Here is a 20,844-nt window from a genome sequence, read left to right as displayed (position 1 = left end):
TTCCATCAGGCGACCGCGGCGGTCAGCCGGCGGAGCACGTCCGTCGTCAGCTTGTCGAGCGACTGGTGCATGCCCGCGTACGCGAACACCGACATCAGGCTGCGCGACCAGCCGCTCTCGGTGATCGTGAGCTCGGTGAGCCCGTCGACGTCGGCGAACTCCACGACCGTGCGGATGTTCTGCGTGAAGCCCTCGGGGAGCTGGTCGTCGGGAAGCGGCACGCCCTCCGCGTCGGTGATGCTCTGCGTGAACTCGAGCCGCTCCCCCGGCACGATCGCCGTGTAGGTGCCGCCGGTGAAGCTCTCGGCGCCGCCCTGGAACTCCGGCGCGCGCATGCTGAACACGTACGAGCCGCCCTCCCGCAGGTCGACCTGCGCCGACGGCGAGGTGTAGTCCTCCGGCCCCCACCACTCGGTGACCAATTCCGGGTCGGTCCACAGCCGCCACACGGTGGCGACCGGTGCGTTCAGGATGCGCCGCACCACGATGTCCGTCGTCTCGTTCGTCATGAGAGTTCTCCCCTGTCTCGTGTCTTCTCGATGTGCGCGGCCAGCTTGTCCATCCGCGCGCTCCACTGCCGGGCGCGGTCGCCCAGCCAGCCCTCCACCCCGGCGAGCGCCGAGGCGTCCAGCCGGTAGACGCGCTGCTGCGCCCGCTTCTCCACGGTCACCAGGCCCGCCTCGCGCAGCACCTTGAGGTGCTGGGAGATGGCGGACGCGCTGCTCGTGAACTCCGCACCGATCTCCCCCGCCGCCAGCTCGCCGCGCCGGGCGAGCAGGTCGACGATGGCCGCCCGGGTGGGGTCGGCCAGCGCGGCGAAGGCGGTGGTGGGGGTGGTCATGGGTCGATAATACAGCGCGCGCTTAATTAAGGCAAGGACGAAATATGAACGAACCCTGCTCATTTTCCCCACCTGCGCATCACCTGGGCGAAGCCTCCCGGAAGCCTGCGATCCGGTTGACCCTGCCACCACCGCGTCTACCGTGTCGCGTCATCACCAGCGTCTGCGGCGGAGACCCCCTACTCCGCACCGCCGGCGCACAGGAAGAGGTACCGATGTCGTTACTCAAGAAGCTGCTGGTCGCCGCCGCCGCGGCGGCCCTCGGGTCGTTGGCGATCGCCCTGCCCGCCCAGGCGGACACCGTGTCCGTCTCGCCCCCCGGCGCCAACGACTGGTCGTGCGTGCCGTCCGCCGCGCACCCCTACCCGGTGATCCTGGTCCCGGGGACGTTCGAGAGCATGGCCAAGAACTGGTCCAGTATGTCCCCCGTGCTCAAGCAGGCGGGCTACTGCGTGTTCGCCCTCGACTACGGGCAGTACAACGGGGTGGACGCGTCCGGCCCGATCGTCCAGTCCGCGCAGCAGCTCTCGCCGTTCGTGAACGCCGTGCTGGCCTCCACGAAAGCCAAGCAGGTCGACCTCGTCGGGCACAGCCAGGGCGGCATGATGCCGCGCTACTACCTGGGCTTCCTCGGCGGGGCCGCGAAGGTGCACCAGCTGATCGGCATCGCGCCGTCCAACCACGGCACTCATGGTGTCATCGTCCCGGGACCGGACGGGCTGCCGGCGCTGACCAGCGCGGACCCGTCGGCGTGCCCGGCGTGCGCCGACCAGACCGCGGGCTCCGCGTTCCTGCAGAAGCTCAACTCGATCGGCGACACCGTGAGGGGACCGAGCTACACCGTCATCTCGACCACCCACGACGAGGTCGTCACGCCGTACCAGAGCCAGGCGCTGAGCGGCTCGCCCACGCAGGTCACCAACACCGTCATTCAGGACAAGTGCCCGGCCGACCCGATCGAGCACGACCAGTCCCCCAACGACCCGGTCGTGCAGCAGCTGGTGCTGGAGGCGCTCAGCGTGCCGAAGGGCCCCGCCGACCCGGCCTACCAGCCGAACTGCGCCGGCTGACCGGAACGTTCCGTCACAGCGGCACGCCTGCGCCGGTCTCCACGAACCGGCGCAGGCTGCCGACGACGAAGTGGTCCCAGCCTGAGGAGCACGCGTCGTAGCATTCCTTCGCGGGTGTGAGCCCCTCGTGGGTGAAGGTCAGCCGCGTCCCGTCGCCGGTCGGCTGCAGGTCGAACACGATCCGCGTGCCGGTCCACGGGTCGGGCTCGTCCACGAAGCCGAGCTCGCTGTCGATCACGTCCCAGACGATGCGTCGCCCCGGCTCGAACACGGCGACACGCTGCGTGCTGTCGTGGAGGTCGCCGTAGCGGTAGGTGAACTCGTCGCCCACCCGGTCCGCCGCGCCGCTGACGTCGCCGAGCCACCAGCGGCCGACGTCCGCGATGGCGGCGGAGACGTCGCCCGGGCTGCGGTCGAGGTCGATCGTGGTGGTGTAGTCGGTGGCGGTCTGTGTGGTCATGGTGTTCTCCGTTCGGTGGGCGGATCATCGACCCGCGGTTGTCGATTCACCCGGGTAGACGCCGCTCGGCGCGGGAACTGGTCACGCCCTCCTCGACCGGTTCTCGGCATCCGCGGTGTCGACACAGGAGAGGCGGACGACCAGAATCGGATCGCAGGGAGGGCACGGTGACCATGAACGAGGACCTGCTGCACGCGGCGCTCGGCGGCGACCGCGCCGCCTTCGACGCGCTCGTCGAGCCGCACCGCCACGAGCTGCAGGTGCACTGCTACCGGATGCTCGGCTCGGTGCAGGACGCGGAAGACGCCGTGCAGGACACCCTCCTCAGCGCCTGGCTGGGCCTGCCGGGATTCGAGGGCCGCTCGTCGCTGCGGACCTGGCTCTACCGCATCGCCACCAACCGCTGCCTCAACATCCTGCGCGCCGGACGCCGCCGTCCGCTCGAGGTGGAGCCTCCGGTCGCCCGCCCGACGGCGCTCGGCGAGGTGTCCTGGCTGGAGCCGTACCCCGACACGTTGCTCGACGGCCTCCCCGAGACGGCCCCCGGCCCGGAGGCCCAGTACGAGTCCCGAGAGGCCATCACCCTGGCCTTCACCCGCGCCCTGCAACTGCTGCCGCCCTCCCAGCGCGCGGCCCTCCTCCTCCGTGACGTGCTCGGCTACCCCGCGTCGGAGGCCGCCGACCTCCTCGACGTCACGGTCGACTCTCTGAACGGCGCACTGAAACGCGCCCGCGCAGCGCTGGCGGAGGCGCCGCCCGCGCTGGACGCGATCGACCCCGACCCGGAGCTGCTCGACCGCTTCGTCACCGCCTTCACCTCCGGCGCGGTCGAAGACCTGGTCGCCCTGATGACGGACGACGTGTGGGTCCGGATGCCACCGCTGCCGTTCGAGTACCACGGACCCGATGCGGCGGCGACGTTCTTCGGGCCGATGACCGGACACCGGCGGACGATCGAGCGGATGGTGCCGACGGGCGCGAACGGGCAGCCGGCGTGGGGCGAATACGTGCGCGACCCGGTGTCCGGCGGACTGCACCTGGTGGGGGTGCTGGTGATCGGGCTGGTCGGTGGCCGGGTGGCCGAGGTGACGCACTTCGAGCCGGGGGCCGGCGCGTGGCTAGGGCTGCCGCGGCGGTTGGCGGGGTGAGCGGCGCTGATCGCCGGGGCATCACTCCGGGCTCGCGGCCTCGGCGAGGACTCCCGGAGTCGATGCGAAGATGTCGAGCCCCAGCGAATGGGAGAGGAATCGCGCGGCGCGCTGTCCCCGCACGCTGTTGCCGGCTGGATCGAGGCGCGGGGAGAAGGTTCCGAGCCCACCCTTGCCCGGTGCGACCGTGACGATTCCGCCCGAGACACCGCTTTTGGCTGGAATACCCACTTCGAACAGCCAGTCCCCCGAGAACTCGTAGAGCCCGCTCGTCGCCATCACGGCGAGCGTGTCCCGACAGACGGATGCATCGATCACTTTCTCGCGGGTGATCGGGTTGACACCTCCGTCAGCAAGGGTGGCGGCCATGACGGCGAGATCCTCGGCGGACACCAGGAGCGAGCACTGCTTCGTGTAGACGTCGGTCGCCTCCACGGGGTCGAACTCCATCCGCCCATAGCTCTGGAGGAGCCGGGCGATCGCCCTGTTGCGCTGGTTGGTGGCCGACTCCGATGCGTAGACATCGCGGTCGATCTCGAGCGGTCGCCCGGCGAAGCGTGACAGCCCGCGTTGCACGAAGTCCCACTTCTCTGCCGCCGTCGAGCCGGGCGCGAGGCTCGTCGTCGTGATCGCCCCGGCATTCACGAGCGGGTTCCTCGGGTCGCCGTCGCTCAGTTCGAGTGCCATGACCGAGTTGAAAGGGAGTCCCGTGTTGTTCACGCCGACCCGACGCGACACCTCGGAGTGTCCCAGCTCGTGACAGACCAGGGCGAACACGAACACCTTGGAGATCGATTGGATCGAGAAGGTGTGGGCGGAGTCGCCGACACTGGTCGTGAGCCCGCCGACACTGCACACGCTGATACCGAAGAGCGCCGGGTCTGCTTCGCCGAGCGTGGGGATGTAGTCGGCGACCTTCCCGTCATCCAGGCCGCGGTAGCGCTCGTGGGCGGTTTCGATCAGTGCGTGGACTCGCCCGACATCGGGAAGGGTGCCGGTGGAGACCGCCTTCTCCTGCGGCGGCAGTTCGTCCCGATGGACGGCGTCCGTCGAGAAATCGGGCAGCGGAGTCTGTCGTTCGATGTAGGCCATCCGGTCCTCCCTCACGATCCACTCGCTCTGCAGAGTAGCGACCGGCTGCGCTCAGCGCACCCCGGCCGCCGCGTACACCGCGTCGATCACCGCCATGTTGCCCACGTAGTCCGCACCCTCGGTGGGCAGCCGCTCACCCGTCCGCAGAGCCTCGACGACCGCCGCGAGCTGGTGGTCGTAGGTGTCGAGTCCCGCGACCGTCGACAGCCGCGTCACGCCGTCGCGCTCGACGGCGATGGTGTGGCCCTGGACGGGGAACACCAGGTTGTCCACCCGCAGCCGGCCGTCCGTGCCACGCAGCTCGAGGGAGGACTCCAGCGCGACGTGAGGATACATGCTCGCGAGCACCCGGCCGCTCACCCCGTCGGCGAAGGACAGCGAGGCGTCGATCGTGAGGTCGGCGCCCAGCGGGTTGAGCGTAGCGCGTGCGGCGACCACCTCCGGCTCGCCGAACAGGTCGCGCAGCCAGTGCACCGGGTAGCAGCCGAGGTCCATGAGGGCGCCACCGCCCAGCTGAGGCGCGTGCCGGATCGAGCGCGGGTCGAACGGGTTGGCGCCGTTGAAGGTGGCCGTCGCTGAGACCGGGGAGCCCAGCGCACCCGACCGGACGAACTCCCGGACCCACGCCTGCAGCGGATGGTAGTGGTCGTGGAACGCCTCGAACGCCCGGCGGCCGGTCCGCTCGGCGGCGGCCAGCACCTCCCGGGCCTCGGAAGCATCCATCGTCATCGGCTTCTCGCAGAGGACGTCCCTGCCGGCCTCGAGCGCTGCGATCGTCCAGCGGGCGTGCTCCGAGGGCGGGAGCGCCACGTACACCAGGTCGATGGTCTCATCCGCGAGCAGGTCGTCGTAGCGTCCGTACGCCGTCGGGATGCCGTGACGGCTCGCGAACTCCGAGGCGTCGTGCCGTGAGGCGACCGCCGCGACCTCCACATCGTCGCGGCGGCGCGCCGGGGACAGGAGGGCGCGCGGCGCGATGCCGGCCGCCCCGAGGACGCCGATCCGCAGCCTCGGCGCACCCGGCCCCGCGGTCATCCGAGCCAGTGCTCCGGCGACGGCGCCAGCTCGTCCAGCTCCGCCCAGAGCGCGTCCGGGATGTCCCAGCCGGCGTACTCGAGCGTCTGGGCGACCCGCTCCGGCGAGGAGACCCCCACCACGGTGGCGTCGATCAGCGGGGACCGCAGCGAGAACTGGAGGGCCGCGGCCGGGAGCGGCACGCCGTGCGCGGCGCACGCGTCCGCCATCGACCGCACCGCGGCCGCGAGCGGCCCCGGGCGCTCTCCGTAGCCGTACTTCGACTGCGCGTCCGGGCCTTTCGCCAGCATCCCGCCGCCGTACGGCGCGGCGTTCACGACACCGATCCCGTGCTTGCGCGCGAACGCGAAGAGCCCGTCCGCCGACCGGTCGACCAGCGTGTGCCGGTTGTGGCTCAGGACCACGTCGAAGACCCCGGTCTCGAGGTATCGGCGCATCAGCTCCACCGGGCCGCCCGCGACGCCGATGTGGCCGACGAGCCCGCGCGCACGCAACGAGACCAGCGCGTCGACCGGGCCGCCCGCCGCCACCGCGTCCTCGAACGGGATCCGCTCCGGGTCGTGCAGATACAGCAGCGGCACCCCGTCGACGCCGAGCCGGTCGAGGCTCTCCCGGTAGGAGGCGTTCACCCGTGCGCCCGAGAAGTCTCCCGTCACCGGGTCCGGATCGACCTTGGTCGCGAGCACGACGCCGTCCGGGAGTCCGCCCCGCTCGGCGAGCGCCGCGCCGATCCGCCGCTCGGCCTCCCCGTCGGCCCCGTAGCCGTTCGAGGTGTCGATGAACCGGATGTCGCTGTCGAGCACGGCCTCGATCGTGGCGACGGCCCGCTCCTCGCTCACGTCGTACCCGTAGAGCTGGGGCATGCTCGCGAGCGGACTGGTCCCCACGCAGAGCTCCGTCACCGCGAGACCGGTCGCGCCCAGTGGGCGCGTGGTCGGTGTCACGATGCGGCCTCCTGCAGGACGGGCGCCCGGTCGGCGAACGCCTGGTGGGCCGCATGGTACGCGTCCACGACGCGGTCGAGCACCTCTTCGGTGGCCAGGTCGCCGCGCGCCGTCTCGGGATGCGCTGCTCGCCACTCCAGCATGCGGCGCACCGCCCGCTCGAAGGTCAGCCGCGGGGCGAAGCCGGGGACGAAGCGCCGGATCTTCGCGTTGTCGAAGACCGCGGAGTGGCCGAGGTCGCCGACGAACTCGCCCGACCAGAACCATTCGGGCGCGACGACGGGGAAGAGCTCGCTGGCCACATGCACCAGCCGGGCCTCCACGCCGAGAGCCGAGGCGAACAGCCCGTAGATCTGGTCCCAGGTGAGCACATCGTCCCCGGTGATGTGGAACGTCTCCCCCACGGCGCGCTCGCTGCCGAGCAGGCCGACGAGCCCCTGGGCGAAGTCCTCGGCGTGAGTGAGCGTCCACAGTGAGGTGCCGTCGCCGTGCACCGGGATCTCGTCCCCCCGGGCGATCCGGTCGATGACCGTCCAGCCGCCCGGCAGCGGCGGGTTCGCGTCGTCGTAGGTGTGCGAGGGCCGGATCACCGTGACCGGGAAGCCCTGCTCGCGGTGGGCGCGCGCGAGGGCGAGCTCGGCCCGCCACTTGGCCGTCGCGTACGGGAGGGGCGGGTTGGGGCCGACCGGTGTCGACTCGCTGATCGGGGAGACCAGCACCGGCTTGGCGTAGATCGACGCGGAACTGATGTGGACGTACTGGCGGGTGCGGCCCGCGAACAGCTCGACCCAGCGGGCGACGTCGTCCTCGTCGTAGGAGAGGAAGTTCACCACGGCGTCGAAGGAGCGCCCGTCCAGGGCGGCGCGCACCGACGACGGATCGGAGACGTCCCCGCGCACCTGCTCGACCTCGGCGGGCAGCGCGCGGCCGGACCCGTTCGCGCCGCGGGTGAGCACCGTGACAGCCATGCCGTTCGCCGCGGCGAGGCGCACGCACGAGGCGCTGATCGTGCCCGTGCCGCCCAGGAAGAGGACGCGGAGGGGGGCTCCGTCGTTGGCCAGCAGCAGTTCGCCGCTCATCGTCCCGCGAACCAATCCTCGAAGCCGTTCTCGACCAGGGAGATCAGCACGTCCTCCTGCCGGATCCCGAGCGTCCCGAGCTTCGCCACCACCGTCTCGAAGAACCGGCGCTTCACGGCGACGGGGTACATGTGCACCGCCGTCACCCGGATGAGCAGCAGGCTCCGCCGGTCGACGTCGTTGTAGCCGGGGTCGAACTTCAGCTCGTCCGCGCCGTGCGGACGGAAGACCTGGAACCGGTCGTCGGCGGGGATCCCGAGCGCCTCGATCTGGGCGTCGTGGATGGCGTCCCCGATCTCGGCGTGCGAGTTCTCGAACAGCCCGCGATCGAGGTCGACTTGGATGAGTGGCATTTTTCAGGCTCCTAGTGGTCGGATCATTTGATGGCGCCGGCGGCGAGACCGCGCTCGAACATGCCCTGCAGGCAGAGGTACGCGACGATCTCGGGGATGGCGGTGAGGACGGCGGAGGCGAGGATCTTGGTCTGGTCGTTGCTGAACTCGCCGACGAAGAACTGCGGGACGAGCGTGATCGTCTGCATGTCCTGCGACTGCAGGAACACCAACGGCATCAGGTAGTCGTTCCACGCCCCGATCAGCGTGAAGATGAGCACCGCGGCCGCGATCGGCCGGGTGAGCGGCACGATCAGGTAGAGGAACCCGCGCATCGAGCTCGCCCCGTCGACCCGTGCCGCCTCGAACATCTCGTCGGGCAGACCGTTGATGAAGTTGCGGGTCAGCAGCACGGCGAACGGCACCTGCAGAGCAGCGAGCGGCAGGATGACCGCCGCGTAGGTGTTGAACAGGCCGAGCGCCTGGGTGGTCACGAACAGCGGGGTCAGCAGCACGACCTCGGGCAGGGTGAGGCACGCAAGCAGCATCCAGAAGTAGACCTCCCTGAACCGGATGTGGAGCTTGGCGAACCCGTAGGCCGCGAGCATCGTGACCGCGTACACGAGCACGATGACGCCGGCCGAGATGATCGCGCTGTTGAGGAAGAACCGGAAGAAGCCGGGCACCGCGAGCACGTCCCGGTAGTTGCCCCAGCCCTGGCCGGCGAACGAGCCCTGCACCATCGCGATGAGCGGGAAGAGGTAGGGCAGCACGAGCAGCGTGGCCAGCAGCTGCAGCAGCCCTTTGCTCCACCAGCGGCGGACTTCGAACATCAGCGTCCTCCTGTTCTCTCGCGCCCGGCCACCTGCAGCACGATCGCCATCGCCAGGGCGATGACGAGCAGGATGATCGAGAGCGCGGCGCCGTAGCCCACATGCGCGAGCTGGATGGTCATCTGGTAGATGTACGTGCCGAGGAACTGCGTGGCGTTGTTCGGTCCGGCGACGGTGACCAGCCAGGGCACGTCGAAGGTCTTCAGCGCGCCGATCGCGCTGAGGATGCCGAGCGCGAGCGTGGTGCCGCGGAGGCCGGGCCAGATGATGCTCGTGAGCGTGCGGATGTTGCCCGCGCCGTCGATGCGCGCCGCCTCCAGCAGCGAGGGGTCGATCTGGCTCATCGCGGCGTAATAGAGGACGAACGTCAGGCCTGTCCACTGCCAGATGGTGATGAGCATGATCACCGGGAGGGCGGTCGACGTCTGGCCGATCCACGGCTGGGCCAGGAAGCCGAGGCCGAGGAAGTGCAGCACCTGGTTGAGCTGCCCGTCGGCCGCGAAGATCTGCCGGAACACGGGAGCCATGATGGCCGGGGCCAGCACGACGGGCACGAAGATGACCACCTTGTAGAGCACTGCGAGCTTGATGCGCGAGTGCATGATGACCGCGAACAGCATCCCGATCGCCGTCTGCAGCGTGAAGGTGACGATGAAGAACGCGACGGTGTGCGAGATCGCCGACCAGAACACCGGGTCGTTGGCGATGTTGGCGTAGTTCCGCAGCCCGACCGACGCGGGGTCGGGGCTCGCGCCGTCCCAGTTGAGCGTCGAGATGTAGCCCGTGTAGCCGATGCAGTAGTAGATCAGTCCGGCGCTGAGAGCGAGCGCCGGCAGGATCCACGGCAGACCGGGAGCCTGAAGGCGGCGGCCGCGCGGCCGGCTCTGGGAGCCGACCGCGCGGGTCAACCGCTGGGTGGAGACAGTCATCCGTTCGCCGCCTTGGCCGCGTCGGCGGCCTGTTGCAGCGTCTTGGCCGCCGCCTGCGGGGTGGCGCTGCCGCTGCCCACCGACTGCGCGGCCGCGAGGAACGCGTTCTCGATGTCGGCGTTCAGCAGGGCGAAGCGCGGCTCGTCGATGGAGGTCAGTCCGCCGAGGTAGTCGTTGACCTGCTTGCTCTGCAGCGACTCGTCCACGAACTTGATGGTGGAGAAGTCCGGCGCGACGCCCTTCAGCACCGGGGTGGTGTCGAGCCGGTCCGCGACGACCTGCTGGCCCTTCGTGCTGGTCGACATCCACTTGACGAACGTCTCCGCCGCCGCACGGTTCTTCGACTTGCTGGCGACCGCGAGGCCGTAGTCCGCGTCACCGAACATCTCGCTGGCGTTGCCCTTGCCCGCCACGTCCGGGAAGTGGATCGGCAGGATCGAGAACGGCTTCGCGCCGGCGACGCCCGCCGCGGAGATGGACTGGGTCATGGCGCTCTGCGTCGCATACTGGGTGTACCAGCTGCCCATCATGACCATCGCGTACTTGCCGGTCAGGAAGGCGTTGTTGATGTCCGGGTACTGCTGCGCGCCGAGGGCGCCCTGCTGCATGATCCCGCTGGTGAAGAGGTCCTTCCAGATCGAGAGGGTCTGCACGATCTGCGGCGAGTCCCATTTGGCCTCGCCCTTGGACGCCTTGGTCCAGTAGCCCGGCTCGACCGAGTTGGAGATGGCCTGCAGGGTGTCCTGATCGAAGCCCTCCTGGGAGGCGCCCTGGGCGAAGCAGCCCTGACCGTTGCTCTGCAGGGTCTTGCAGACCTGCTTCCACTCGTCGAGCGTCGTCGGCGGCTGGAGGTTGTACTTCTTGAGGATGTCGGCGTTGTACCAGAGCGAGCCGGCGTAGGACGACCCGATCGGCAGCGCCGTCAGCTTGCCCTTCGCGGTGAGGCCGTCGACCGAGATCTTCGCGATCTTCGACTTCCAGTCGCTGCCGAGCGCCTTCTGGGCGGCCGGGGTCAGGTCTTCGGCGTAGCTGCCGAACTGCTGCACGTAGGCGCCGGGCTGGAGGTCGAACACGTCCGGGCCGCCGTTGGAGGCGAGGGCCGGGCGCATCGCCGCCTGGTAGTCGGAGATCCCGATCAGCTTGAAATCGACCTTGATCTTCGGGTACTCCTTGTTGAACGCGGCGATGAACTCCTTCGCCTCGTCCGTGTTGGTCGGGGTCCAGCCCCACCAGTTGATCGTGCCGCTGGTGGCCGAGCCTGCGTCGCCCGTGCTCGAGCCCGAGCAGGCGGCGAGTCCGATGCTCGCCAGGCCGGCGATCGTGAGTGCGGCGATCGACCGGAGAGCTGTCTTCGATGTGAACGTGATTCGCATGTCCGTCCTCTTGCGTCGCGGACACAGCAGCGTGTCCGGGTGAGCGCCGGGTCGGCGGACCCGGCGTGGTCGAAGGTCGACGGGGCCGGGGTGACCTCTTCGTCTTCGCGGGGCGCATCCGTCGGACGCGCCGTGGCAGTGAGGCGAATCTAGGCGTGACGAAACATGAAGTCAAGTTTTACGTGAAAATTAGAAACGTTTCGTAAACGGACGGCTCAGTACCCTCCCGCGCGCCCGGCCTCGGCCGTCAGGAACGGGGGCGAGCGGTGCTCTCGCGCACCACGAGGGAGGTCGCCATGTCGACCCGGCTGAACGCCAGTTCCGGCTCATCGCGCAGCCGCGTCACCAGATGCGTCGCCTGCTCCGCCATCTCCGCCAGCGGAACCCGCACGGTGGTGAGCGGAGGTCCCGCCCACTCGGCGATGGACAAGTCGTCGTAGCCGACGACCGACAGGTCCTCCGGCACCCGGAGCCCGAGCACGCGGGCGGCCTCGTAGACGCCGAGGGCCTGGATGTCGCTGGAGGCGAAGATCGCCGTCGGCGCATCGCCCGACGACAGCAGCTCCGTCGCCTCGACGAAGCCGTCCTGACGGTGGAACTCCCCCGGCCGGATGTACCCGCGCCGCACCGGGAGACCGGCCGCTTCGAGCGCGGCCCGGTAGCCGGAGAGCCGCGCCGTGGAGGCCATCATGCTGTCGGGCCCCGTGATGATGGCGATGCGCTCGTGCCCCAGCCCGATCAGGTGCTGCGTGGCCTGGAAGGCCCCGTTCCAGTCGGCGGAGCCGATCGAGGGCGCGTCGGACGCAGGGGCGCCGTACGGGTCGATCATCACGATCGGGATGGAACGGCTGCGGAGCTTGGCCTTGTCCTTCTCGGGCAGGAGCGCCGCAACGAGGATGATGCCGAGCGGTTGCCTGCGGAGCACGCCGTCGACCCATCCGGCGCCGGGCAGGTGCGACTCCTGGGCGGCGGAGACCACCATGCCGATGCCGTGCTCGCTCGCGACGCGCTCGATGCCGGCGATCGCGGCGCCGCCGAACGGGCTGTCGATCTCGAAGCACAGCACGTCGATGAGCGGCGCGTCGCTCTGGGCGCTCAGCCGGCGGTTGTAGTTGCGCTCGTCGAGAAGCGACTCGATCCGCTTGCGGGTGTCGTCCGACACGCCGGTCCGGCCGTTGAGGACTTTCGAGACGGTCGCCACCGAGACGTCGGCGAGCGCGGCGACCTCCGAGAGGGTGGCTCGGCTCGCGGGCGCAGTGGCGGCGTCGTTCTCCATGCGCCTCATGCTAGCTGCGGCCGCGCCGAGCGCCGGGCCGGCGGTACGGGACGGTTGACGCGATGATCGTGTGCTCATAGTCTGACGATTCGGATAGTTTTCTCTTGACTGACGAAACCTTACAGTGAAACGGGAATCGATGACGATCGCCACGGAGCAGTTCGCCCGGTATCCGTCGCTCGCCGGACGCACCGCGTTCGTCAGCGGCGGCGCCACCGGACTCGGCGCCGAGTTCGTCACGCAGCTCGCCGCACAGGGCGTCCGGGTCGCGTTCGCCGACCTCGACGAGACGGCGGGAACCGCGCTGGCGGCCACGATCGCCGAGCTCGGTCACCCCGCACCGCTGTTCCAGGCGGTCGACGTGCGGGACGTCCCCGCCCTCCAGCACGCGATCGTCCGCGCCGCCGACCTGCTCGGGCCGCCGACCGTGCTCGTGAACAACGCCGCGAACGACGCCCGCCGCCCCGTCTCCGACATCGACGTCGCGGCCTGGGACGACGGGATCGCCGTCAACGTGCGGCACCACTTCTTCGCCGCCCAGACGGTCCGGCCGATGATGAAGGCCGCGGGCGGAGGGTCGATCGTCAACCTCGGCTCGATCAGCGCGCACATCGACCTGGTCGACCTGCCCGTCTACATCACGGCGAAAGCCGGCATCGAGGGGCTCACCCGCACGCTCGCGCGCGAGTTCGGCGGGGACGGCATCCGGGTCAACTGCATCGTCCCCGGCTGGATCATGACGGAGCGGCAGCTCGCGAACTGGGTCGGCGAGGCCGAGCACGAGAAGATCCTGGCGGCCCAGTGCCTTCCTGAGCTCCTGTATCCTGCCGACGTCGCCCGGCTCCTGCTGTGGCTGGCCGCCGACGACTCGCGGCTGGCGACGGCGCAGACCTGGGTCGTGGACGGAGGCTGGCAGTGAGAGCGGAGCAGGCGAGCGCGCCGGTCACCTGGCACGGGGAGGGCCCCTTCTGGGATCGGGAGGGCGGGCGGCTGCTGGTGGTCGACATGCTGGCCGGGGCCGTGGTCGATCTCGCATCGTTCGAGCACCCCGTGCGGCACGAGGTCGGCAGCCCGGTCGCCGCCGTGATCCGGCGCAGGAGCCGGGGCGGTTTCGTCGTGGCCACCGAGCACGGCTTCGGCCTGTTCGACGAGGGCTTCTCCCCCGTGGGCCGGCTGCCCGATGTGCTGCACGATCCGGCGATCCGGCTCAACGAGGGCGGCTGCGACCCGCTGGGCCGCTTCCACATCGGCTCGATGGCGTACGACCAGACGACGGGGGCCGCCGCGCTCTACCGCCTCGACCCGGACGGGACGGTCTCGACGGTGCTGACCGGCGTGACCATCTCCAACGGCCTCCAGTGGAGCCTGGACGGCAGACTCGCCTACTACATCGACACCCCGACCCGGCAGGTGGATGTCTTCGACGTCGACCCCGCGGACGGGAGCCTCCACGATCGCCGGCCGCTCGTGCCCCTGGCGGACGATGTGGCGGGCGCACCCGACGGCATGACCATCGACGCGGAAGGCGGCCTCTGGGTCGCACTCTGGGGCGGCGGCGAGGTCCGGCGCTTCGACGGCAGCGGGGCGCTGACCGAGGTCGTCGACGTGCCGGGGGTCAGTCACACCAGCGCAGCGGCGTTCGGAGGCGCCGACCTGGACACGCTCTACATCACCTCCTCGCGCCAGCACCTGCCCGACGACGCCGAGCCGGAGGCCGGCGCCGTCTTCGCGGTCCGGCCGGGCGTGCGCGGCGTCGCGCTGCCGGACTACGCGGGCTGACCCTCGGTCCGGACGCCGTCCACAAGGCGCGGCACCCGCCACGGATCGGCGTCCTGCAGCGCGGGCGGCAGCAGCGCGTCCGGGGTGTCTTGATAGGCCACCGGGCGCAGGAAGCGGGCGATGGAGGCCGTGCCGACCGACGTGAAGTGCGGCGCGGTCGTGGCCGGGTACGGGCCGCCGTGCTGCTGCGCGTACGTCACCGAGACTCCCGTGGGCCAGCCGTTCCAGAGCACCCGGCCGGCACGCGCCGCCAGGAGCTCCAGCAGCGGGCCGACCGCCTCGCCTCCGGCCGAATCGCCCTCAGCGCCTTGGATGGTCGCGGTGAGCTGCCCGGGGAACGCGCGGGCCACCGCCAGGAGCTCGTCCGTGGACCGGTAGCGCACGAGCAGTGCGGCCGGTCCGAAGTGCTCCTCCAGCAGCTCGTCGGCGCTGCGGAGGAAGGTCGAGGCGTCCGTGGCGTAGAGCGTCGGGACCGGTTCCTCCACCGCGGTGGGCGACCCGGTCAGCAGCTCGACGTCGTCGCGCTCCGCGAGCGGCGCGAGGGAGGCGAAATAGCCGTCCCGGATCGGCTCGGAGAGCATCGGTCCTCCGGCCGAGCGCCGCACCGCCTCCACGATCGAGGCCTCCAGCGACGAGGCGGCCGGCACCAGCAGCACGCCGGGCTTGGTGCAGAACTGCCCGACGCCGAGGGTGAGCGAGGCCGCGAAGCCGGCGGCGATCTCCTGCTCGCGCTCGGCGGCGGCCGCCTCGGTCACGAAGACCGGGTTCACGCTCCCGAGCTCGCCGTAGAAGGGGATGGGCTGCGGCCGGGACGCGGCCAGGTCGAAGAGGGCGCGGCCTCCCGAGAGCGAGCCGGTGAAGGTCGCCACGGTCAGCCGCGGGTCGAGCACGAGCGCGCGACCGGCCTCCCGGCCTTCGACCAGGGCGAAGACCCCGGGCGGGGCGCCGGCCTCGGCGAGCGCCGCGAGGACGTGCGCGGCGACGACCCTGCTCAACTCGGGATGGGCGGAGTGCGCCTTCACGACGACCGGCGCCCCCGCGGCTATCGCCGCGGCCGTGTCGCCGCCCGCGACGGAGAAGGCGAACGGAAAGTTGCTGGCGGCGTACACGGCCGCCGGTCCCAGGGGCCGCAGCACGCGCCGGAGGTCCGGCCGCGCGCCCATCGGCCAGTCCGGGTCCGCGTGGTCGATGGTCGCCTCCAGGTAGCCGCCGTCCTCCACGACACGGGCGAAGAGTCGGAGCTGGAAGGTCGTGCGGACGAGCTCGCCGCCGAGCCGCGTCGGCGTCAGGCGGCTCTCGCGCGCGGCGAGGTCGATCAGCGCCTCGGCGTCCGCGTCGAGCCGGTCGGCGATCGCCCGCAGCCAGGCGGCCCTGGTCGCGGGCGTCGAGTCCGCGAGGGCGGGGGCGGCCTGCGCTGCGGCCGCCATCGCCGTCTCGAGATCGACCGCGGCCTGTTCCTTCGTCGTCATGTCCGTGCTCCTCCTCCGCGGCCCACCCGCATCACTCCGTTCACCAAGCGGCCGACCCCCGCGATGTCCACGGCGACCTCGTCGCCGGGCAGCAGCGAGAAGTCCGCGTCCGGGACGACGCCGGTGCCGGTGAGGAGGACCACTCCGTCGGGGAACTCGATCCCGCGGAACAGCCACTCGGCGAGCTCGTCCAGCCCGCGGGCGAGCTGGTCCGTGGACGCCGACCCACTGAAGACGAGTGCCCCGTCCCGGCGGATCTCCAGGGCGATCGCGAACGGCGGCTCGGCCAGCCAGGCGGGCACGATCTCCGGCCCGAGTCCGCACGACGCCGTGTAGACCTTGGCCTGCGGCAGATAGAGGAGGTTCTCGCCCTCGATCGACCGACTGGACGCGTCGTCGCCCGCCACATAGCCGAACAGGTCGCCCGCGGCGTCGAGGACGAGGCCGAGCTCGGGCTCCGGGACGTTCCACGGAGAGTCCGCGCGGACGCCGACCGCACCGCCCGGCCCGATCACGCGGGCTCCGGTCGCCTTGAAGAACAGCTCCGGCCGTTCGGCGGCGTACACCCGGTCGTAGGGCGTCCCGTCCGTCGCCTCCTCGATGCGGCCGTCCCGGCTGCGCAGATAGGTGACCCCTGCCGCCCACACCTCCTGGTGCGGGTCGATCGGGGCGAGCACACGGTCCGGCCGGACACCGCCGCCGTGCGCCTGCTCGACCCGGGCACGGGCCTCGTCGGCCGCGAGGCCGAGGAGCTCTGACAGGGTGATCCCGAGCGGCGAGTACTCGTCTCCGCGCCGGACGGTCCAGAGGATGCGGCCGTCGGCCTCCACCCGCGCGAGGGCCACCTGCGGCCGGGCGCTGCTGTCCTGGGCGTTCAATGCGACTCCCTCGTGACGGCCGATCCGCTCGACCCCACCAGGAAGTCGAGGTCGGCGCCGGTGTCCGCGCCCTGCACATGCTCGATGTAGAGCTTCTGCCAGCCACGGTCGGCCTTCGCGAAGGCGTCGACCTGACGCTGCGCGGCGGTCCGGGCGGCGAGCTCCGCCGCGTCGACCAGCAGCTCCAGGCGGCGGTTCGGCACGTCGAGCGAGATCAGGTCGCCGTCCTGGACGAGCGCGAGCGGGCCGCCGGCGGCCGCCTCCGGAGCGACATGGAGCACGACCGTTCCGTACGCCGTGCCGGACATCCTGCCGTCGCTGATGCGGACGACGTCGCGCACACCCTGTTCGAGCAGCTTCTGCGGCAACGGCATGTTGCCCACCTCGGGCATGCCCGGGTAGCCCTTCGGACCGCAGCCGCGCAGGACGAACACCGAGTCGGCGTCCACCTCCAGGTCCGGGTCGTCGAGGCGGGCGTGCACGTCCTCGATCGAGTCGAACACCACGGCGCGGCCGGTGTGGACGAGCAGTTCGGGGGTGGCCGCGGCCGGCTTGATGATCGCCCCGCGCGGCGCCAGGTTGCCGCGCAGGACGGCGATTCCGGCGTCGTCCTGCAGCGGGTCCTCCCGGAGCGAGATGACGTCGCGGTCCCACACCTGCTGGGTGCCGAGGTAGTCGGTGAGCGGTCGGCCGGTCACCGTCGTCGCCGCCGGATCGAGGAGGTCGGCGAGCTGGTCGAGCACCGCCAGGAAGCCGCCCGCACGGAACAGGTCCTCCATCAGGTAGGCCCCGGACGGCTGCAGGTTGACGAGCAGCGGCACCTGGGCGCCGATCCGGTCGAAGTCCTCCAGGGTCAGGTCGATGCCCAGCCGCCCGGCGATCGCGAGGAGGTGCACGACCGCGTTGGTCGAGCCGCCGATCCCGGCGAGCGCCACGATCGCGTTGTGGAACGACTCCTTCGTGATGACCTGCGAGATCCGCCGGTCCTCCAGCGCGAGCTCCACCGCCAGGCGCCCGGAGGCGTGCGCGGCCTCCAGCAGCCTGCTGTCGGCGGCCGGCGTTCCCGCGACGCCGGGGATGGTCATCCCGAGCGCCTCGGCCATCAGCCCCATCGTGGAGGCCGTGCCCATCGTGTTGCAGTGCCCCTTGCTGCGGATCATCGTCTTGTCGGTCGCCTCGAACTCCGCCTCGGCGAGCGTGCCGGCGCGCACCTCCTCCGACAGCTTCCACACCCCTGTGCCGCAGCCCATCCGCTCGCCGCGGAAGTACCCGTTCAGCATCGGGCCGCCGGGCACGACGACGGCGGGCAGGTCGACCGAGGCCGCGCCCATCAGCAGCGCCGGGATCGTCTTGTCGCAGCCGCCCAGGAGCACCGCCGCGTCGACCGGGTTGGCCCGCAGCAGCTCCTCGGTGGCCATCGCCGCCATGTTGCGCCAGAGCATCGCGGTCGGCTTGACCAGCGTCTCGCCGAGCGAGACCATCGGGAGGTTGACCGGCACGCCGCCGGCCTCCCAGACGCCCTGCTTCACGTACTCGGCCACCTCGTTGAGGTGCAGGTTGCACGGGGTGAGATCGCTCGCCGTGTTGGCGATGGCGATCTGCGGACGCCCGTCGAACGCGTGATCGGGCACGCCCCGGCGCATCCACGCCCGGTGGATGTAGGGATCGCGGCCCTCGCCGCCGTACCAGCCCTGTGATCGGACCATGTGCTCAGACTCTTTCACGTCGTCGTGCTGTTTCTGTGCCTGTCACGGCACGAGTATGCCGCGGCCGACCGCACCGGAGGTCAACCGCCGGTACGCCTCCTCGAACTCGGTCAGCGGCAGCCGGTCCCCGAGCAGCCGATCGATCGGGAGCCGGCCGGCCAGGTACAGGCCGAAGATGCGCGGGAGGTCCAGGTGCGGGTTGCTGGAGCCGTAGAGCGACCCGACGACCCGCTTCTGCCGCTGCACGAGCTGGTTCAGCGGCACGGAGAACCCCGCGTCGGCCGCCCCGAGGCCCACGGCAATGAGGGTCCCGCCCGGCGCGACGCAGGCCAGGGACTGCTCCAGCGTCTGCGCGCGCCCGATGGCCTCGATCGCCCACGGCACCCCGGCGCCTCCGGTGAGGGCGAGCACCCGCTCCACGAGGTCCTCCTGCCGCACGTCCACGGTGTGGGTGGCGCCGAGCTCGCGGGCGAGCTCGAGTTTGGCAGGGTCGATGTCGGCGACGACGATCGGATGGGCGCCGACGAGTGCCGCCGCCATCACGCTCGACAGCCCGACGCCTCCGGCGCCGACGACCAGCAGCGGCCGTCCGGCGGCCTCCGTGACCTCGTGGAAGACCGCTCCGACGCCGGTGATGACCGCGCACGCCGCGATCGCGGCGACCTCGGGCGGCACGCCGTCCGGCACGACCACAGCGGCGTTCTCGTTCACCACGACGCGCTCAGCGAAGCAGGAGACCCCCATGAGGTGGTGCAGCTCGCCGCCGTCGGCCTGCGCCAGCCGTGAGGTGCCGTCGGGGAGGCCGCCCGACTGTGCTTGGACCGGCCCGAGCTCGCACAGCACCGGGTTGCCCGCGATGCACGCGGCGCAACGGCCGCACCGGGGGCGCCACAACAGCGCCACCCGGTCGCCGACCTGCACCCGGCCCGACCCGCCGTCGCCCACCTGCTCCACGATCCCCGCACCCTCGTGACCGAGCACGAGCGGCAGCGGGGCGGTGAGGTCGCCCGTCATGTAGTGGTAGTCGCTGTGGCAGACGCCCGCGGCCTCGATCCGCACGAGCAGTTCGCCGTCGCGCGGCGCCGAGAGTGCGACCTCCTCGATCCGGGCGGGCTGCCCGGGGGTCCGGAGGACGACGGCCCGCACGCCTCAGGCCTGCCCGGTCGCGGCGGCGGTGACGGCCTGCGCGTCCTGACCGGCGACGAGCTGGTCGCGGAGGCTCTCGCTCACCACGCAGTGCTCGAAGGCGAACGAGTCGGCCAGCGCGTCGAGCTCGTCGTCGCTGAGGCCGCGGAACAGCTCCGCGTAGTCGTCGGCCAGCGGCTGGGCGAAGAGGAGGTTGTTGAGCACCGTCGCGACGGTGTCGAACCGTCCCCACGGGTACGGCCTCCAGTTCGGGAACTCGCGCTCCATCAGGGCCTGGACGGCCTCGCTGACCGGCCGGACGCCCTCGCCGCCGAGCCGGTCGCTGCCCCACTGGTCGGCGGCGAGGCGGTTCTTCTTGGCCACGAAGTCGTCGAAGCGGCGACGGTACGCCGACTCCGGGGGCACGGTGACCAGGCCTTGCCTGCCGAGGTCCTTGTACATCCAGCTCGTCCAGCTCACGTCGAACTCGCGGTACAGCTCGAGCTGGTCGGCCAGGAGCTGCCGGCGCATCGCGTCGACGCGCTCGTCGCCGGTGTAGATCGGAGCGAACTCGCCGACCATGATCGGCGTCCCGGTGCGGCGGGCGTACTCGGAGCGCTGCAGGAACTTCTCCCGGGCGTAGGCGGCGTCGATGTACGTGCCGTCGGTGTAGCCGGGGTAGTCGCCCCCGCGGCCGAGGCCGGCCGCGACGTAGTCATGCAGCGAGTACACGACGTTCGGCCAGGGCTCGTCATCGAACATGTCGAACTCGGTGGAGTAGGTGTTCCCGTCGAGGAGGACCGTGTGGTCGGGGTCGATGGCGCGCACGGCCTCGAAGACCCGGCGGTACAGCGGACCGACCGCGGCACGGGTCTCGTCTGCCGGCTCGTTCATCAGGTTGTAGCCGGCGACCCAAGTGTTGTCCTTGTAGTGCTCGGCGATCGCCTGCCAGATGCTGACCACCCGGTCCTGGAAGTGCGGGTGCTGCCACAGGTGCGGCTCGTGGGTGGCGTTGTCGGAGTGCCAGTGGTGGTTCTGGCTGCCGGGCAGCGCGTGCAAGTCGATGATCGAGTAGATGCCGTGCCGCCCGGACACCTCGATCGCCCGGTCGAGGTGCTCGAACGCCGTCGGGAGGATGGTGAACGGGTCCGCATCGGACTCGAGGTGTCGGTAGTTGACGGGGATGCGGATGATCGTCATCCCGAGCGAGCCGAGGAACTCGGCATCCGCCTCGCCGTAGAACGCGCCCAGCAGCCGCTCGAAGAACCGGTCCGCCCGGTCGGCGCCGAGGACTCCGGCGACCCTGGCCCGCATCAGCGACTCGTTCGCGGCGTAGCCGGTGATGAAGTTCTCCATGTTGAGCCAGCCGCCGACGCACACCCCGGTGAAGCGGATCGGCCGCCCCCAGCCGTCGAGGAAGCGGCTCCCCTCGGTGCGGACGAATGCGGGCGGACGTTCGTGGACCATCGGGCTGA

The 20,844-nt window shown here is 70.9% G+C and carries 21 protein-coding genes; 4 read left to right on the top strand and 17 right to left on the bottom strand.

What is annotated here, in order from left to right; all coding sequences use genetic code 11:
* Positions 1-5 precede the first annotated feature (5 nt).
* On the bottom strand, positions 6-509 hold the full coding sequence (locus ACFRFH_RS07555; RefSeq protein WP_382462368.1) for an SRPBCC domain-containing protein: 504 nt from the start codon (positions 507-509) through the stop codon (positions 6-8).
* On the bottom strand, positions 506-841 hold the full coding sequence (locus ACFRFH_RS07550; RefSeq protein WP_382462367.1) for a metalloregulator ArsR/SmtB family transcription factor: 336 nt from the start codon (positions 839-841) through the stop codon (positions 506-508). Before ACFRFH_RS07550 ends, ACFRFH_RS07555 begins: the two co-directional genes overlap by 4 nt.
* A gap of 215 nt (positions 842-1,056) precedes the next feature.
* On the opposite strand from ACFRFH_RS07550, the gene ACFRFH_RS07545 reads away from it, so the two are divergent.
* Complete coding sequence (locus tag ACFRFH_RS07545; protein ID WP_382462366.1) at positions 1,057-1,911, top strand: lipase family alpha/beta hydrolase; 855 nt, start codon at positions 1,057-1,059, stop codon at positions 1,909-1,911.
* Positions 1,912-1,924: 13 nt separating this feature from the next.
* On the opposite strand, the gene ACFRFH_RS07540 is transcribed toward ACFRFH_RS07545, so the two are convergent.
* On the bottom strand, positions 1,925-2,371 hold the full coding sequence (locus ACFRFH_RS07540; protein WP_382462365.1) for an SRPBCC domain-containing protein: 447 nt from the start codon (positions 2,369-2,371) through the stop codon (positions 1,925-1,927).
* 173 nt (positions 2,372-2,544) lie between these two features.
* Between ACFRFH_RS07540 and ACFRFH_RS07535 the strand changes: the two genes are divergently transcribed.
* Positions 2,545-3,519 (top strand): RNA polymerase subunit sigma-70, encoded by a 975-nt coding sequence (locus ACFRFH_RS07535; protein WP_382462742.1) that lies wholly within the window; start codon positions 2,545-2,547, stop codon positions 3,517-3,519.
* A 21-nt stretch (positions 3,520-3,540) separates the two neighbouring features.
* Here ACFRFH_RS07535 and glsA read toward each other — a convergent pair whose 3' ends face one another.
* The 9 genes from glsA to ACFRFH_RS07490 all read right to left on the bottom strand — a co-directional run bounded on the left by glsA (position 3,541) and on the right by ACFRFH_RS07490 (position 12,412).
* Positions 3,541-4,611 (bottom strand): glutaminase A, encoded by a 1,071-nt coding sequence (gene glsA, locus ACFRFH_RS07530; RefSeq protein WP_382462364.1) that lies wholly within the window; start codon positions 4,609-4,611, stop codon positions 3,541-3,543.
* Positions 4,612-4,662: 51 nt separating this feature from the next.
* Complete coding sequence (locus ACFRFH_RS07525; protein WP_382462363.1) at positions 4,663-5,646, bottom strand: Gfo/Idh/MocA family protein; 984 nt, start codon at positions 5,644-5,646, stop codon at positions 4,663-4,665.
* Entirely contained in the window at positions 5,643-6,590 is a 948-nt protein-coding gene (locus tag ACFRFH_RS07520) for an aldo/keto reductase (RefSeq protein WP_382462362.1), read from the bottom strand. Before ACFRFH_RS07520 ends, ACFRFH_RS07525 begins: the two co-directional genes overlap by 4 nt.
* Complete coding sequence (locus ACFRFH_RS07515) at positions 6,587-7,669, bottom strand: NAD-dependent epimerase/dehydratase family protein (RefSeq protein WP_382462361.1); 1,083 nt, start codon at positions 7,667-7,669, stop codon at positions 6,587-6,589. The genes ACFRFH_RS07520 and ACFRFH_RS07515 overlap by 4 nt, the downstream gene beginning before the upstream one ends.
* Entirely contained in the window at positions 7,666-8,022 is a 357-nt protein-coding gene (locus ACFRFH_RS07510) for a tautomerase family protein (protein ID WP_382462360.1), read from the bottom strand. The genes ACFRFH_RS07515 and ACFRFH_RS07510 overlap by 4 nt, the downstream gene beginning before the upstream one ends.
* Before the next feature lie 23 nt (positions 8,023-8,045).
* Positions 8,046-8,834 (bottom strand): carbohydrate ABC transporter permease, encoded by a 789-nt coding sequence (locus tag ACFRFH_RS07505; protein ID WP_382462359.1) that lies wholly within the window; start codon positions 8,832-8,834, stop codon positions 8,046-8,048.
* Positions 8,834-9,763, bottom strand: coding sequence for a carbohydrate ABC transporter permease (locus ACFRFH_RS07500; protein WP_382462358.1), 930 nt, complete (start codon positions 9,761-9,763; stop codon positions 8,834-8,836). The genes ACFRFH_RS07505 and ACFRFH_RS07500 overlap by 1 nt, the downstream gene beginning before the upstream one ends.
* Entirely contained in the window at positions 9,760-11,136 is a 1,377-nt protein-coding gene (locus ACFRFH_RS07495) for an ABC transporter substrate-binding protein (RefSeq protein ID WP_382462357.1), read from the bottom strand. Before ACFRFH_RS07495 ends, ACFRFH_RS07500 begins: the two co-directional genes overlap by 4 nt.
* Positions 11,137-11,383: 247 nt before the next feature.
* Positions 11,384-12,412 carry a LacI family DNA-binding transcriptional regulator gene (locus ACFRFH_RS07490; protein WP_382462356.1) on the bottom strand — a complete coding sequence of 343 codons (1,029 nt, stop codon included), beginning with the start codon at positions 12,410-12,412 and terminating at the stop codon, positions 11,384-11,386.
* A gap of 139 nt (positions 12,413-12,551) precedes the next feature.
* Between ACFRFH_RS07490 and ACFRFH_RS07485 the strand changes: the two genes are divergently transcribed.
* Both ACFRFH_RS07485 and ACFRFH_RS07480 read left to right on the top strand, forming a co-directional pair.
* On the top strand, positions 12,552-13,331 hold the full coding sequence (locus tag ACFRFH_RS07485; protein WP_382462355.1) for an SDR family NAD(P)-dependent oxidoreductase: 780 nt from the start codon (positions 12,552-12,554) through the stop codon (positions 13,329-13,331).
* Positions 13,328-14,191 carry an SMP-30/gluconolactonase/LRE family protein gene (locus ACFRFH_RS07480; protein ID WP_382462354.1) on the top strand — a complete coding sequence of 288 codons (864 nt, stop codon included), beginning with the start codon at positions 13,328-13,330 and terminating at the stop codon, positions 14,189-14,191. Before ACFRFH_RS07485 ends, ACFRFH_RS07480 begins: the two co-directional genes overlap by 4 nt.
* Here the strand turns inward: ACFRFH_RS07480 and ACFRFH_RS07475 are convergent.
* The 5 genes from ACFRFH_RS07475 to ACFRFH_RS07455 are packed head-to-tail and all read right to left on the bottom strand — an operon-like array spanning position 14,179 to position 20,836.
* The gene (locus ACFRFH_RS07475; RefSeq protein WP_382462353.1) at positions 14,179-15,660 is read right to left on the bottom strand and encodes an aldehyde dehydrogenase (NADP(+)); all 1,482 of its coding nucleotides are present in this window, start codon (positions 15,658-15,660) and stop codon (positions 14,179-14,181) included. The two genes, ACFRFH_RS07480 and ACFRFH_RS07475, sit on opposite strands and share 13 nt — an antisense overlap.
* A complete protein-coding gene (locus tag ACFRFH_RS07470; RefSeq protein ID WP_382462352.1) occupies positions 15,657-16,538 on the bottom strand; it encodes a fumarylacetoacetate hydrolase family protein in 882 nt (293 codons plus the stop codon). The genes ACFRFH_RS07475 and ACFRFH_RS07470 overlap by 4 nt, the downstream gene beginning before the upstream one ends.
* Positions 16,535-18,262 carry an IlvD/Edd family dehydratase gene (locus ACFRFH_RS07465; RefSeq protein ID WP_382462351.1) on the bottom strand — a complete coding sequence of 576 codons (1,728 nt, stop codon included), beginning with the start codon at positions 18,260-18,262 and terminating at the stop codon, positions 16,535-16,537. Before ACFRFH_RS07465 ends, ACFRFH_RS07470 begins: the two co-directional genes overlap by 4 nt.
* A 24-nt stretch (positions 18,263-18,286) precedes the next feature.
* On the bottom strand, positions 18,287-19,390 hold the full coding sequence (locus tag ACFRFH_RS07460) for a zinc-binding dehydrogenase (RefSeq protein WP_382462350.1): 1,104 nt from the start codon (positions 19,388-19,390) through the stop codon (positions 18,287-18,289).
* 3 nt (positions 19,391-19,393) lie between these two features.
* Positions 19,394-20,836, bottom strand: coding sequence for a glycoside hydrolase family 5 protein (locus ACFRFH_RS07455; RefSeq protein WP_382462349.1), 1,443 nt, complete (start codon positions 20,834-20,836; stop codon positions 19,394-19,396).
* Positions 20,837-20,844: the final 8 nt, after the last annotated feature.

Source organism: Leifsonia sp. NPDC056824, from assembly GCF_042789575.1.
Lineage (GTDB): Bacteria > Actinomycetota > Actinomycetes > Actinomycetales > Microbacteriaceae > Leifsonia.
Note: the sequence above shows the minus strand (reverse complement) of the source record. Positions and strands in the feature narration are given on the sequence as shown.

What these genes read in the sequence shown, in the direction of transcription:
- ACFRFH_RS07500 (WP_382462358.1), bottom strand. Translation starts at nt 9,763, where the DNA reads ATGACTGTCTCCACCCAGCGGTTGACCCGCGCGGTCGGCTCCCAGAGC.
- ACFRFH_RS07550 (WP_382462367.1), bottom strand. Translation starts at nt 841, where the DNA reads ATGACCACCCCCACCACCGCCTTCGCCGCGCTGGCCGACCCCACCCGG.
- glsA (WP_382462364.1), bottom strand. Translation starts at nt 4,611, where the DNA reads ATGGCCTACATCGAACGACAGACTCCGCTGCCCGATTTCTCGACGGAC.
- ACFRFH_RS07475 (WP_382462353.1), bottom strand. Translation starts at nt 15,660, where the DNA reads ATGACGACGAAGGAACAGGCCGCGGTCGATCTCGAGACGGCGATGGCG.
- ACFRFH_RS07485 (WP_382462355.1), top strand. Translation starts at nt 12,552, where the DNA reads ATGACGATCGCCACGGAGCAGTTCGCCCGGTATCCGTCGCTCGCCGGA.
- ACFRFH_RS07490 (WP_382462356.1), bottom strand. Translation starts at nt 12,412, where the DNA reads ATGGAGAACGACGCCGCCACTGCGCCCGCGAGCCGAGCCACCCTCTCG.
- ACFRFH_RS07540 (WP_382462365.1), bottom strand. Translation starts at nt 2,371, where the DNA reads ATGACCACACAGACCGCCACCGACTACACCACCACGATCGACCTCGAC.
- ACFRFH_RS07535 (WP_382462742.1), top strand. Translation starts at nt 2,545, where the DNA reads ATGAACGAGGACCTGCTGCACGCGGCGCTCGGCGGCGACCGCGCCGCC.
- ACFRFH_RS07495 (WP_382462357.1), bottom strand. Translation starts at nt 11,136, where the DNA reads ATGCGAATCACGTTCACATCGAAGACAGCTCTCCGGTCGATCGCCGCA.
- ACFRFH_RS07555 (WP_382462368.1), bottom strand. Translation starts at nt 509, where the DNA reads ATGACGAACGAGACGACGGACATCGTGGTGCGGCGCATCCTGAACGCA.
- ACFRFH_RS07525 (WP_382462363.1), bottom strand. Translation starts at nt 5,646, where the DNA reads ATGACCGCGGGGCCGGGTGCGCCGAGGCTGCGGATCGGCGTCCTCGGG.
- ACFRFH_RS07545 (WP_382462366.1), top strand. Translation starts at nt 1,057, where the DNA reads ATGTCGTTACTCAAGAAGCTGCTGGTCGCCGCCGCCGCGGCGGCCCTC.
- ACFRFH_RS07505 (WP_382462359.1), bottom strand. Translation starts at nt 8,834, where the DNA reads ATGTTCGAAGTCCGCCGCTGGTGGAGCAAAGGGCTGCTGCAGCTGCTG.
- ACFRFH_RS07515 (WP_382462361.1), bottom strand. Translation starts at nt 7,669, where the DNA reads ATGAGCGGCGAACTGCTGCTGGCCAACGACGGAGCCCCCCTCCGCGTC.
- ACFRFH_RS07510 (WP_382462360.1), bottom strand. Translation starts at nt 8,022, where the DNA reads ATGCCACTCATCCAAGTCGACCTCGATCGCGGGCTGTTCGAGAACTCG.
- ACFRFH_RS07455 (WP_382462349.1), bottom strand. Translation starts at nt 20,836, where the DNA reads ATGGTCCACGAACGTCCGCCCGCATTCGTCCGCACCGAGGGGAGCCGC.